At 61.2% G+C, this 12,157-nt stretch carries 14 protein-coding genes; 6 read left to right on the top strand and 8 right to left on the bottom strand.

Annotation, left to right across the window (positions count from 1 at the left end; all coding sequences use genetic code 11):
* Window positions 1-190: 190 nt before the first annotated feature.
* From B059_RS19185 to B059_RS0114445, 6 genes are all read right to left on the bottom strand, one after another.
* Window positions 191-811, bottom strand: a complete 621-nt coding sequence (locus tag B059_RS19185; protein ID WP_018078967.1) for a nucleotidyltransferase family protein — start codon at window positions 809-811, stop codon at window positions 191-193.
* On the bottom strand, window positions 808-1,812 hold the full coding sequence (locus B059_RS19180) for an XdhC family protein (protein ID WP_018078966.1): 1,005 nt from the start codon (window positions 1,810-1,812) through the stop codon (window positions 808-810). Before B059_RS19180 ends, B059_RS19185 begins: the two co-directional genes overlap by 4 nt.
* Window positions 1,812-4,007, bottom strand: coding sequence for a xanthine dehydrogenase family protein molybdopterin-binding subunit (locus B059_RS0114460; RefSeq protein WP_018078965.1), 2,196 nt, complete (start codon window positions 4,005-4,007; stop codon window positions 1,812-1,814). Before B059_RS0114460 ends, B059_RS19180 begins: the two co-directional genes overlap by 1 nt.
* Window positions 4,008-4,010: 3 nt before the next feature.
* On the bottom strand, window positions 4,011-4,469 hold the full coding sequence (locus B059_RS0114455; protein ID WP_018078964.1) for a (2Fe-2S)-binding protein: 459 nt from the start codon (window positions 4,467-4,469) through the stop codon (window positions 4,011-4,013).
* Window positions 4,470-4,689: 220 nt separating this feature from the next.
* Entirely contained in the window at window positions 4,690-5,190 is a 501-nt protein-coding gene (locus tag B059_RS21675) for a MarR family winged helix-turn-helix transcriptional regulator (protein WP_272867468.1), read from the bottom strand.
* Window positions 5,171-5,653 (bottom strand): glutathione peroxidase, encoded by a 483-nt coding sequence (locus B059_RS0114445; protein WP_018078962.1) that lies wholly within the window; start codon window positions 5,651-5,653, stop codon window positions 5,171-5,173. Before B059_RS0114445 ends, B059_RS21675 begins: the two co-directional genes overlap by 20 nt.
* 252 nt (window positions 5,654-5,905) lie before the next feature.
* Here B059_RS0114445 and B059_RS0114440 point away from each other — a divergent pair, with 252 nt between their 5' ends.
* The 4 genes from B059_RS0114440 to B059_RS0114425 are packed head-to-tail and all read left to right on the top strand — an operon-like array spanning window position 5,906 to window position 8,967.
* Window positions 5,906-6,349, top strand: coding sequence for a MarR family winged helix-turn-helix transcriptional regulator (locus B059_RS0114440; protein ID WP_018078961.1), 444 nt, complete (start codon window positions 5,906-5,908; stop codon window positions 6,347-6,349).
* A 58-nt stretch (window positions 6,350-6,407) separates the two neighbouring features.
* On the top strand, window positions 6,408-7,508 hold the full coding sequence (locus B059_RS0114435; protein WP_018078960.1) for an alkene reductase: 1,101 nt from the start codon (window positions 6,408-6,410) through the stop codon (window positions 7,506-7,508).
* Window positions 7,509-7,520: 12 nt separating this feature from the next.
* Window positions 7,521-8,129 (top strand): glutathione transferase GstA, encoded by a 609-nt coding sequence (gene gstA, locus B059_RS0114430; protein WP_018078959.1) that lies wholly within the window; start codon window positions 7,521-7,523, stop codon window positions 8,127-8,129.
* Window positions 8,130-8,142: 13 nt separating this feature from the next.
* The gene (locus tag B059_RS0114425) at window positions 8,143-8,967 is read left to right on the top strand and encodes a DODA-type extradiol aromatic ring-opening family dioxygenase (RefSeq protein WP_018078958.1); all 825 of its coding nucleotides are present in this window, start codon (window positions 8,143-8,145) and stop codon (window positions 8,965-8,967) included.
* 89 nt (window positions 8,968-9,056) lie between these two features.
* On the opposite strand, the gene B059_RS0114420 is transcribed toward B059_RS0114425, so the two are convergent.
* Both B059_RS0114420 and B059_RS19980 read right to left on the bottom strand, forming a co-directional pair.
* On the bottom strand, window positions 9,057-9,791 hold the full coding sequence (locus B059_RS0114420; protein ID WP_018078957.1) for a DUF3530 family protein: 735 nt from the start codon (window positions 9,789-9,791) through the stop codon (window positions 9,057-9,059).
* 162 nt (window positions 9,792-9,953) lie between these two features.
* Window positions 9,954-10,460 carry a DUF2934 domain-containing protein gene (locus tag B059_RS19980; protein WP_018078956.1) on the bottom strand — a complete coding sequence of 169 codons (507 nt, stop codon included), beginning with the start codon at window positions 10,458-10,460 and terminating at the stop codon, window positions 9,954-9,956.
* A gap of 138 nt (window positions 10,461-10,598) precedes the next feature.
* Here B059_RS19980 and B059_RS0114410 point away from each other — a divergent pair, with 138 nt between their 5' ends.
* The gene (locus tag B059_RS0114410) at window positions 10,599-11,213 is read left to right on the top strand and encodes a TetR/AcrR family transcriptional regulator (RefSeq protein WP_018078955.1); all 615 of its coding nucleotides are present in this window, start codon (window positions 10,599-10,601) and stop codon (window positions 11,211-11,213) included.
* 387 nt (window positions 11,214-11,600) lie between these two features.
* On the top strand, window positions 11,601-12,047 hold the full coding sequence (locus B059_RS0114400; RefSeq protein ID WP_018078954.1) for a DUF883 family protein: 447 nt from the start codon (window positions 11,601-11,603) through the stop codon (window positions 12,045-12,047).
* The last annotated feature ends 110 nt before the right edge of the window (window positions 12,048-12,157 follow it).

Raw genomic sequence — 12,157 nt, 5'->3', positions numbered from 1 at the left:
GATGAATTGATTGGCGAGGCTGTCCTTCCGGGCGTCACTCACCTGTCGTCGAGTGGCACAGCCAAGCAAATGGAACCGCTTCTCCTGGTGTGTGAGTGGCTCGCACTTTTCACGCTACCCGATTCACTCATCATGTCCGCCCGAATCCAGACAATGGTGCGGTTGGAATTAGAGTCTACCGAACTAACTACTATAGCTTCACGGTTTTCATGCCAGGAGTATCGATGCGAATGGAGAAAGCGTCTTCTAAGCCGCTGAGATCGGATGGGGTGTCGATGTCGGCGAAAATGCCGGGATCCTCGCATTCAAGCATCTGAATCCGCCCGGCATGGGCGGCGAGCAAAGGATGCGCGCCCTGGTCGCTGCTGAGTTGGGCGAGGTCGTGGAAAAATGCTCGCGCAAAACCGACCGGGTGGCCGCGTCGTCCCTGGTAGCGGGGTGCCGCGATCGGCGCGCCGGCTCGAAGCAGGCTGGCTACGCCGTGGATGGTGTCATGCTGGATGAACGGCATGTCGGCCAGGGCGATCAGCCATCCGTCCTCGTCCTGCGCGGCAGTCACGCCGAAAGCAAGGCTGGTTCCCATGCCGGTTTCTGCTCCGGGACAGAATGCCACCTGCATCCCTTCCGCTTCCAGTAGATGCGCAAGCTGCCGATCTGACGGACGCAGCACCGCAACGCCATGATCAACGCCGCTTAGCAGGTTGCGTGCCGCCTGTACGCCGACCGGGGTGCCGTCGGCCAGGGGGAACAACAGTTTGTCGCCGCCAAAGCGCGTTCCAGTACCCGCCGCCAGCAGAATGCCGACGATCATATGGCTGCGGCCATCGACTGGCGCGAGGTGTGATTCCCGCTTGCTGTGGCGGGCAGAACGCCAAGCCGGATGCCGTGTCGCACCGCGGTCAATTCCGCCAGAATGGATATGGCGATTTCCGGCGGGGTGCGGCTGCCGATAGGCAGACCCACCGGCCCATGCAGGCGGTCAATTTCCGCTTTCGAAAGATCGAACAGGCTCAACCGTTCGCGCCGTCTCAGGTTATTGGCGTTCGAGCCGACGGCGCCGACATAGAATGCCGGCGATTTGAGCGCTTCCAGCAAAGCCATGTCATCCAGCTTGGGATCATGGGTCAAGGCCACCACTGCACAGCGGGCATCGGGCATCAGGGCGTTCACCGCGTCGTCCGGCATGCCGGGAACGAGTTCGGCACCCGCAACATCCCAGGCTGCGCTGTATTCCTCGCGGGGATCGCACACCAGCACCTGATAATCCAGGGCTTGGGCGATCTGCGCCAGATGGCAGGATATCTGGCCGGCGCCGATCACGAGCAGCCGCCAGCGCGGCCCATGTACGGCGATCAGCGTCTGCCCGTCGAACTGCGTGGTTTCGTCGATGTGCGGGGTGTAAAGGTGGATATCGCCGGTGACGAGATCGAGGCGCCGCCCGATCAGCCTGTGCTGCGCGATGTCGTCCTGGATCGCTTGCAGCAGGGGCTTGCCAGGCGCCGGCTCCAGCACCAGTTGCAGCGCGCCGCCGCAGGGCAGGCGGAAACGCTCGCATGCCTCGGCGGAGCCGCCGTAAATGAGCACTTCCGGCCGGATGGGCGGCGCGGCGCGCACCCGCTCGATCAGATCGGCCTCGATGCAGCCGCCGGAAACCGATCCGGCAAGCAGTCCATCGTCGCGCACTGCGAGCATGGCGCCCACCGGGCGCGGGGATGACCCCCAGGTTTGGGTGACGGTGGCGAGCGTCACGCGATGGCCGTCATGCTGCCATTGCAGGCACGTGCGCAGGACTTCCAGGTCCGAGCTTTCCATCATGCACTCCGTAGTTCCGAGGTTTCGAACGGCAGCTTGCGCAGGCGCTTGCCGGTCGCGGCGAACAGCGCGTTGGCGACCGCCGGCGCAAGCGGCGGCACGCCCGGTTCGCCGACGCCGGTGGGCGCCGCTTGAGACGGCACGATGTGTACCTCGACCCGGGGCATTTCGCTGATGCGCAGCAGCGGATAATCATGGAAGTTGGATTGCTCGACGCGTCCCGCCTTGAGGGTGATGGCGCTGTGCAGGGCTGCGGAAAGCCCGAAGCCGATGCCGCCTTCCATCTGTGCCCTGACCTGGTCCGGATTGACCGCGATGCCGCAGTCCACGGCGCATATCACACGATCCACGCTGAACGAACCATCCGGCTTGACGCTGACTTCCGCCACCTCGGCGACAAAGGAGTTGAACGATTCATGCACCGCGATGCCGCGCCCGCGCCGCACCCCGCTTTTCGGCGCCAGCGGTGTGCCCCAGCCGGCCTTGGTCGCGGCCAGTTCCAGCACGCCATTGAGACGCGGATGTTGAATCAGTGTGCGGCGGAACGCATAAGGATCCTTGCCTGCCGCCGCTGCCAGCTCGTCGATGAAAATCTCGGTCGAGAAAGCGGTGTGGGTATGGCCGACGCTGCGCCACCACAGCACCGGCACGCCCAGCTTGGGCGAATGCAGCTCAACGTGCAGATTGGGGATGGCGTAGGCGAGGTTAGATGCGCCCTCGACCGACGTCATGTCGATGCCGTCCTTGACCAGCCCACCTTCGAACGCCGTGCCGGCGGCAATCGACTGGCCAACCAGTCGCTGGTTCCAGGCTACCGGGTTGCCTTGGGCATCCAGCCCTGCGCTGATGGCGTGGACGAACATAGGCCGGTAATAGCCGCCACGGATATCGTCCTCGCGCGTCCACATGAGGTGGATCGGCGCGCTGAGATCGCGTGTGGCCTTCGCCACCGAGACGGCTTCCGCGATGTAGTCGGAGGCGGGATTGGCGCGCCGGCCGAAGCTGCCGCCGGCCAGCAGGGTATGGATTTTCACCTGCTCCGGCTTGATCCCCAAAATTTGGGCAGCGGTGGCCTGATCGCTGGTCTGCGACTGGGAGCCGGCCCAGATTTCGCAACCGCTGTCCTTCAATTGCACGACGCAACTGAGCGGCTCCATCGGTGCGTGGGCGAGATAGGGGAACTCGAATGTCGCTTCCAGTTTTTTTGCCGCCTGGGCGAGGGCCTGCGCCGCATCGCCTTCGCTGCGTGCCACCTTGCCGGGCTGATTCAGCAGCGCCAGGTACTGGTCGCGTTGTTCAGTCGTCGAAACTCGTGCGCCGCCCGATTCGTCCCACTCGATTTGCAGCGCGTCGCGGCCTTTCTTGGCCGACCAGAAGTCCGTCGCGATTACCGCGACGCCTTGCGGCACTTCGACTACGGCACGCACACCGGGTACCGCCTTCGCCCGCTCGGTTTGGACGCGCCTGAGCCTGGCGCCGAAGACCGACGGGCGCGCAAGCAAAGCGGTGAGCTGGCCGGGAAGCCGCACGTCGGAGGCGAATTGGGCGCTGCCGTTGGATTTTGCCTTCGAGTCGGTGCGCTTGAACTGCTTGCCGATGTACTTGAAATCCTGGGGTGATTTGAGTGCTACTTCGGCGGGCTGGGGCATCGTTGCCGCCTTCTCCGCCAGTTGTCCGTAGCTTGCTTTGCGGCCGCTGGGGCGGTGCAGCACCATGCCATCCAGGGTGACGAGGGTGTTGGTATCCACTTTCCAGTTATCCGCCGCTGCCGCGATCAGCATGGCGCGCGCGGTGGCGCCCGCCCGGCGCAACTGCTCGAATGAATTGGCCATGGCGGTACTGCCGCCGGTGCCCTGCATCGGCCCCCAGAGCAGGTTGTTATACAGCTTGGCGTCAGCCGGCGCTGTTTCGACCCTGATCTTTTCCCAGGGCACGTCCAGTTCCTCGGCCACCAGGGTCGGCAGACCGGTATTGACCCCTTGCCCCATTTCCAGATGCTTGACGATCACCGTCACGGTGTCGTCGGGCGCGATCCGGATAAAGGCATTGGGCGCAAAGGGTTTGTCTGTGCCTTGGCCCGCCTTCATCCTGGCGGCGCCGCCGACAGGCAGGTAGAACGCGAGGGTGAGGCCGACGCCCAAGGTGGTGCCGGTTTTCAGGAACGCGCGCCGGCTCGGGTTAATGATTTTGTCCATGGCTCATCCCCTCATCGTTCTGGCAGCTTGATGCACCGCCGCGCGTATGCGCTGATAGGTGGCGCAGCGGCACAGGTTGCCGTCCAGCGCCGTGTCGATGTCGGCATCCGTCGGCTGGGGGTTGCCCGCGAGCAGCGCCGCCGCCGACATGATCTGCCCCGACTGGCAATAGCCGCATTGCGGCACGTCGAGCTTGACCCAGGCATCCTGCAGGGCTTTCACGGCCTTGCCCTGGGCGCCTTCGATGGTGGTGATCTTCTGCCCGGCGGCAGCGGAAACCGGCGTCATGCAGGCGCGAACCGGCGCCCCGTTCAGATGCACGGTGCAGGCGCCGCACTGGGCCATGCCGCAACCGAATTTGGTGCCGGTCAGGCCCAGATTGTCGCGCAGCACCCAGAGCAGCGGTGTGTCCGGTGTGGCATCGACGCTGCGCGGCGTGCCGTTGACGATAATAGGGATCATGCGTATTCCTTCCGTTACAGGTTGTATAGAAGATGGAAAATCGAGGATAGCGAGGCTGACGGGTAGCGCGTTACGTCATGAGTTCAAAATTAGTGAGTTCAAAGTTAGATTCTAGATAATTTGTCAGCGAATCGCCCAAGAGGCCCTGTAATCTGTAATCTGTAATCGCATACTAGGGCGTCCAACTCAGCGTACACTACGTTCTTTTCCGTTGCAGTCATCACGCAAGGTGATCAGAAGCATGCGCCCGAAGATGCCTCAGGAACTCGTCCAGCAACTGCTTTAGTGCGATCGCCTTGTCGGGATCAAAGCCCAGCCTTTTCTGCATCTCGGTTGGTATGCAGGCGCATTTCGATTTCAACGCACGGCCGTGCTCGGTCAAGGCGATCATCACGACACGCTCATCGCCCGAATCGCGTGTGCGGGTGATTACACCCTGCTGTTCGAGGCGCTTGAGCAGCGGCGTCAGCGTGTTCGAGTTAAGCAATGCCCGCTCGCCGATTTCGGTGACCGAACACGGCGTTTTTTCCCACAGGATCATTAGCACGATGTACTGCGGATAAGTCAACCCGTACCGTTCCAGCAACGGTTGATAAATGCGGGTCAGCAGTCGCGAGGCCGCATACAGTGGAAAACACAGTTGCTTGTCGAGATCCAGCAGCGTAGCCGTGTCGGGGGGCGTTGCGAGAGCTACCTTCATGTCATTCTCCGAGGGCTTCACAAATGGCACGCTCCAGTTTTTCCGGTTTCGTTACAGGCGCGAAGCGCTTGAGTGGTGTGCCATCGCGGCCAATCAGAAACTTTGTGAAGTTCCATTTAACCGCCTTGCCGAGCACGCCGGGCAGTTGGTCTAGAAGATAACGGAAGATCGGGTGTGCGCCCGCGCCATTGACATCCACTTTCGCGAACACGGGGAAGGTCACGCCATAATTCTTCTCGCAGAAAGCGCCGATCTCTTCTTTCTTTCCCGGCTCCTGGGCGCCAAACTGGTTGCAGGGAAAGCCGAGCACGACCAGGCCCTTGTCGGCATACTTCTCGTGCAGTTTCTGCAGTCCTTCATACTGCGGCGTCAGGCCGCATTTGCTCGCGGTATTGACGACCAGAACCACCTTCCCGGCGTAGCGCTGCATAGGGATTTCCTCATCTTGCAGGCTCTTCGCTGAGAAACGATGAAACGCGTTCATGGTGAACACTCCTTCTGAAAAAAGACGTGAATCAGACACGCCGCCGACATGCTGGATCAGATCATAACTAGATCGACAGCGATTATTGTCAACATCTGATCGCGCGCTTCTAAGATTCGCAATTCGGGGGTGACGAGCCTATTGATCCGGTCGGATGAAGAAGATGCGGAATCGGAAGTGAACATACGGCCATTGACTATAGTCCTAACCCAAACTATATTGGTTCGCACTAGAACTACATGAAGGCATCCCATGGTCGAAGCCCCGTTTCTGCCGAGCCTGCGTGCGCTGGTACGCTGTTACCAGGCCTTCTCCACCCGTTCGGCGGCGCACCTGCGCACCCTCGGCCTTACGCCGCCCCAATTCGACATCGTCGCCACCCTGGGTAATACGCCTGGTATGACGCCCAAAGAGTTGGGCGAAAAAACTCTGATCACCAAGGGCACGCTGACCGGGGTGGTGGACCGGCTGGAGGAGAAAGGGCTCATCAGGCGCATTCCCAGCGCGCTGGATGGCCGCAGCCAGATCGTGCAGTTGACGAAAAAGGGCGAGCGCCTGTTCGACAAGGTATTCCCGGCGCATGTGGCGTATTTCAGCCGCGCTTTCGCGGATTGGAAAGCGGAAGACTACGCCCGCATCGAAGCCGCCTTGCATGACTTGCGCGCCGTTTTCGAGTCAAGTCGAATCAAGCAATAAACCCCGCCGCCGGGCAGTACACCCGTACCGCCTGTTGCCGTCCAATTGGAGGAAAAATATGAGCCAGACACCCGATTCGAACATCACGCTTTTCTCGTCGATCCAGCTCGGCCCCTACGCGCTGAAAAACCGCATGGTGATGGCGCCGATGACGCGCAACCGCGCCGGCGCAGGCAACGCGCCGCAGCCGCTGAATGTGGAATACTACGTGCAGCGCGCCAGTGCCGGATTGATCATCACCGAAGGTTCGCAGGTCGCAGCGGAAGCGGTGGGTTATCCCGCGACGCCGGGCATCCACAGCGCCGAGCAAGTGGCAGGCTGGAAGAAAATCACCGACGCGGTACATGCCCAGGGCGGCAGGATTTTCCTGCAGTTGTGGCATTGCGGACGCATTTCACACCCATCGCTGCTGCCCGGCGGCATGCTGCCGGTAGCGCCTTCGGCGATCAAGCCGTCCGGCCAGGCGGTCACCCCTGAGGGGATGAAGCCCTTCGAAACGCCGCATACGCTGGCACTCTCGGGAATTCCGGGCATCATCGAGCAATTTCGCAGTGGCGCCAGGAACGCGCTTGATGCCGGTTTCGACGGCGTCGAAATCCACGGCGCCAACGGCTATTTGCCCGACCAGTTTTTGCGCGACGGCTCCAACCAGCGCAGCGACGCCTACGGCGGCTCGATTGCCAACCGCGCGCGCTTGATGCTGGAAGTGGTCGATGCGGTATGCGGCGTGTGGAGCGCGAATCGTGTCGGCATCCGCTTGTCGCCGTTGCAGCCGTTCAACGACATGCGCGATTCCAATCCCGAAGCGACGTTCGCCTACATTGTCGAACAGCTCAACCGCTTTGGGCTGGCTTATCTGCACGTCACCGAAATGGGCAAGGAGTCGCCCGGTGCCGCCGGCCCCGCGTTTGATTTGCAGAAGCTGCGCACAATCTGGCAAGGCGTGTACATGACCAACGGCGGCTATGACCTGGCGCGCGGCAATGCTGCGCTGGCTTTAGGTTTCGCCGACATGATCGCATTCGGCGTGCCGTTTCTGGCCAATCCGGATTTGCCAGCGCGCTACGCCAAATCGGCGCCGCTCAACGAACCCGACCCGGCGACGTTCTACGGCGGCGCCGAGCAGGGCTACACCGACTATCCGTTTCTCTTAGCTTAAGGAGGCAATACCATGAAACTCTATTACAGCCCGGGAGCCTGCTCCCTTTCCCCCCACATCGTGGCGATCGAGACTGGCGCACCCGTGGAACTGGTGCGCGTCGACCTCGGGACCGGCCAAACGGAAAGCGGCCAAGACTACCGCAAGATCAATCCGGACGGCTATGTGCCCGCCCTGGTTCTGGCGGACGGCGATGTGCTCACGGAAGGTCCGGCCATCGTGCAGTATCTGGCGGATCAGGCTGCGGAAAAGGGGCTCGCGCCGCCGCCCGGCAGCCGGGAGCGTTACCACCTCATGCAATGGCTGAACTTCATCTCTACCGAGTTGCATAAAACCTACGCAGCCCTGTTCGATCCGCGCGTCCAACCTGACTGCAAAGCCCTGTTCACGGAACGACTCACTCAGCGTTTCGCCCACGTCGCGGCGGTGCTGGAGACGCAGCCCTACCTCATGGGCGAGCGCTTCACCGTGGCGGACGCCTACCTCTTCACGGTGAGTTCCTGGGCCCCTTATGTCGGCTTCGATCTCTCGCCCTGGCCCGCGCTGACCGCCTATCAGGGCCGCGTGGCAGCGCGACCGGCGGTGCAGCAGGCGCTGGCCGAGGAAGGGCTGCTCAAGTAAACCGGATGGCCGCATGAATTCGGAGATGATCGCGGCTGCGCGCCAGCCCGTGCTGTTCATTCCGCACGGCGGCGGGCCCTGTTTTTTCATGGAATGGACCCTGGGGCCGCCGGATACCTGGGATCGCATGGCGGCCTGGCTGCGCGGCCTCGCCGCCACCCTGCCGAGCCGGCCCACCGCCGTGGTGGTGGTCTCCGCCCATTGGGAAGAAGACGCCTTCGCCGTGACGCGCGCCGCCCATCCGCCGCTGATCTACGACTATTCCGGATTTCCCCAACACACCTATCGCCTCGCCTATCCGGCGCCCGGCGATCCAGCCTTGGCTGACCGGATCATCGCGCTGTTGACCGAGGCCGGTTTGCCTGCCCGCGCCGACGATCGTCGCGGCTTCGATCACGGTGTGTTCGTTCCCTTCAAGCTCATCTTTCCCGATGCCGATGTGCCGATCGTGCAGGTGTCCTTGCATCGAAGCCTGGATCCGGCCCTGCATATCGAGGCGGGTCGCGCACTGGCCCGGTTGCGGCAGGAGGGCGTATTGGTGGTGGGCAGCGGCATGAGCTTTCACAACATGCGCGGCTTCGGCGACCCGCGCTTCGCACCCGTCGCCGACGCGTTCGATGCCTGGCTCGTGGAAGCGCTTGGTCAGGCCGATGCCGACCGCCGACACGAGGCGCTCAAGGCTTGGGGGCAAGCGCCTGCTGCGCGTCTGGCTCATCCGCGCGAGGAGCACCTCCTGCCGCTGATGGTGGCGGCCGGGGTGGGCGAAGCAAGTGCCGGTGTACAGGTTCTAGTGGATCGCCCGATGGGGAATCGTGTCTCGGCCTTCCGCTTTGCCTAGACGGCGATAGCCTGGCCGGAGATGCGTCCGGCTTGCCGCGCGTCAGGACGCGCCCGATAAAAACAAGAGCAGGTCAACGCGAACGTGGTTTACTTCAGACCCAGCCCATCCAGAAAGTCCGTCACCGCCTTCACCATCGCGTCCTCCTTGCCGGCGAAGAAGTGATCCGTGTCCGGCACCACCACCTGCTTTCCGCTCACATTACCCTTGAGCGAGGCGCTCCGCTGCTTCGCGGTGGATAGCACCACCGGCAGGTCATGTGCGCCGTACAGGTCGAGCACCGGCGCCTTGATCCCGGCGTAGGTTTCCGTCCCACCCAAACCCAGAGCGGCCCACGCCTTGATATCGCCGGGGTTCTGCGCCATGAACGCATGGCTCATGCGCGAACCCATGCTGTGCGAGACGATGGCGATATTGCGGTAGCCCTTGCCCTTCAGATGGTTTGTCGCGATTCGCAGGCGTTCGACCGCCTCCGGATAAGTCGGCGGATAGGCTTCGGGCTGGGCATCCACCGCGAGGATGGGCATCTGGATCGAGAGCGTCGTGTAGCCGTGATCGGCCAATTGCTGGCGCAGGGTGCTGATCATCCCCCATTCCGGATGGACGCCGATGCCATGCACCACGATCAAGCCGGTCTTGGCGCCTGCTATTTTAGTATAGATACCCAGAAATTTATGCCCGTTCGCCTGTTCCAGATAGACCGGGTCGCCGACCACGATGCCCGGGGTGATTTCATCCGCCCATTTCTTTTCTCGCGCGTAATCCGAAACCGCAAATGCAGGAATCGATACGACCAGCAAGAGGGACATCAACCATGCACGCATTTCTGCTCCATTCATAATCAGAATAACCGCCCAACACCTGGTCTGCGAGGGATTTGCGCAATACAACGTTCCGGTTACAATGTTCCGGTTTGCGCCAGCCTACCCTACCAAGAATCGATCGCTGGCGCAAGACAGCTGAGTAGCCTGACAACCTAGCTCCTGTCATTTGAGGCGGGCCAGAATATTGTCGATCGCCTTGCGCATTTCGTCCCAGGTCTTTTCCGCGCCCTCCTTCATATCTTCCCAGGCGCTATCGCCGCGCTGGCGTAACTCATGCAGCTTGTCCTGGGCCGCTGCACGCTTCGCCCGAAGGGCTTCCACCTGCGCCTCGATGTCATGGCGTAGATCGGCCTTTGCCTCCTTCGCCACCTTCATCAGGCTGTCGAGCTTTTTATCCCACTCGTCGAGCTGCATTTCGAGCTTTTCCTCGAACGCTTCCTTCACAGTCTTTTTTTCATCAGGCTCGCCAGAGCTTCGCAACAGAGCTTCGGTTTCAGCTTCAGCGTCCAGCCAGTCTGCCACCGGATCGCCGCCGTCGAATCCTCTTCGCTCGGCACGGTAATAGGCGGCTTCTGCAATCATGCAATGGCGTTGTTCTGGGGCATGTGCATGGTTGCCCTCCACGCGCGTCTCGTCAACAGAAACCGACTTATTGTCTTGCTCGTTCATGGTGCATCTCCTATCTAGTGATTCGTAAAATGCGGCGCAGTAAACCGCTCTTTGGTTGGCGATTCGAGTTGCAGGATCAAGAGAATTTGTATTAAATGAACGTTCATTAATCAACGTTTAGAATATAGGCAATATTCAATGGCGAAGCAAACTTTCAAGAATACGCGTGAAGAGATACTCGGGCTGTCGGTTCCGCTCTTCGCAACGACCGGATTTGACGGGGTTTCGATGCGTGATATTGCGGCTGCCGTGGGCGTGACGCCTGCCGCGCTCTACCATCACTTTTCAGACAAGGAGCAGCTCTATCTGGATGCGGTTGGACATGCATTCGAAGAAAAAGTGGGACCTTTGAAGTCCCTTCTCGACGGCGGAGGAAAACCCTGGGATCGGCTCGAAACATTCGTCGTCATGTTCACGCGCACGCTCTCCAAGGAGAAAGACTTTAGACGCCTGATGCAGTGGGTGCTGCTGGACAGCGATGAGCGGCGGCTACAAAGCCTGGTGGACTGTGTCTTTCGAGACCTGTTCACCGCACTGCGCAATCTTGCCGGTGAACTCGCCCCGAGCCATGACGCCCACCTGCTTGCCGTTTCGATAATTGGTCTGGTGATCTATCCCTTTGAAACCCAGTCGGTGCGACGTTTCCTGCCGGGCTACCAGCGCCAGCACGAAGACCCCGAGGTCATTGCGCGGCATGTCATTGACTTGCTACGCAACGGCCTTGGCGGAAGCAACGAGGAAAAATCTCAATAACACCCTGTCCAGGGCAAACGTGCGGCGCAGACGTAGCCACCAGGGAAGCCGCACAGAAAGCCGGGGAAGCCGCCAAAAAGACGGCCAAATCTGGCAAGGAGGCTGCGCAGAAAGCGGCCGAAGCCACGCGGGACGCCGCACAGAAAGCCATGGAAGCCACCCGGGAGGCTGCCGACAAGGCGCTTGAGGCAACCAAGGAAACGGCTCGGAACGTCAAAGATGCCGTGACGAAGTAATCCTTGGTGGGCAGGCTGCCTGCTTCAACGCGGTGTCGGAAAGAGGGGATCGATAGGCCGGCTCCGTGGCTGCATGTCTTTGCCAGTCCGATAAATTTTCACAGCATTGCGCTTTCATTTTTTATTTTTATCACTGATCGAGAGGTATGCCATGTCTGAATCCAACACACCCAGTTCCACGACCAAAGACAAACTGATCGCCGACATAAAGCAGATTGTCGCCGATGCCGATGCGCTCTTGCAGGCTACTACCGATCAAGCCAGCGAGAAGGTCGCGGGCTTGCGCATCGGCCTTCGGAAAAACCTGAAGACGGCCCAAGGCCGACTTGCCGAGTTCGAGGCCACCGCCGTCGACAAAACCACGGAAGCCATCCGGGAGGCACTGCAAAAAATCTCGGAAGCGGCCAATCAAGCGACTGTAGCCACCATGGAAGCGGCGCAGAAGGCCGAGGAAGCGGCCAAAAAAGCGGCGGGGTCCGGTAAAGATGCGGCACAGCACGCCGCAGAAGCCGCCAGGGATGCAGCCCAGAAAGCAGTTGCCGCCACCAGGGAGGCCGCCAGCAAGGCACTGGATGCGATGCAGGATTGGATGCGGTGACGGAAATGGCCCGGAAGACCAAAGACACCATCAACAAGTAGTTCTTGGCACGCACGACCTGGTCGCATCGGCGGACGGGTCGTGGAAGGCCCGCGCTAGGCGACGATGAG

This window comes from Thiobacillus denitrificans DSM 12475 (genome assembly GCF_000376425.1).
Classification (GTDB): domain Bacteria; phylum Pseudomonadota; class Gammaproteobacteria; order Burkholderiales; family Thiobacillaceae; genus Thiobacillus; species Thiobacillus denitrificans.
This window is presented reverse-complemented; position numbering and strand designations above follow the sequence as displayed.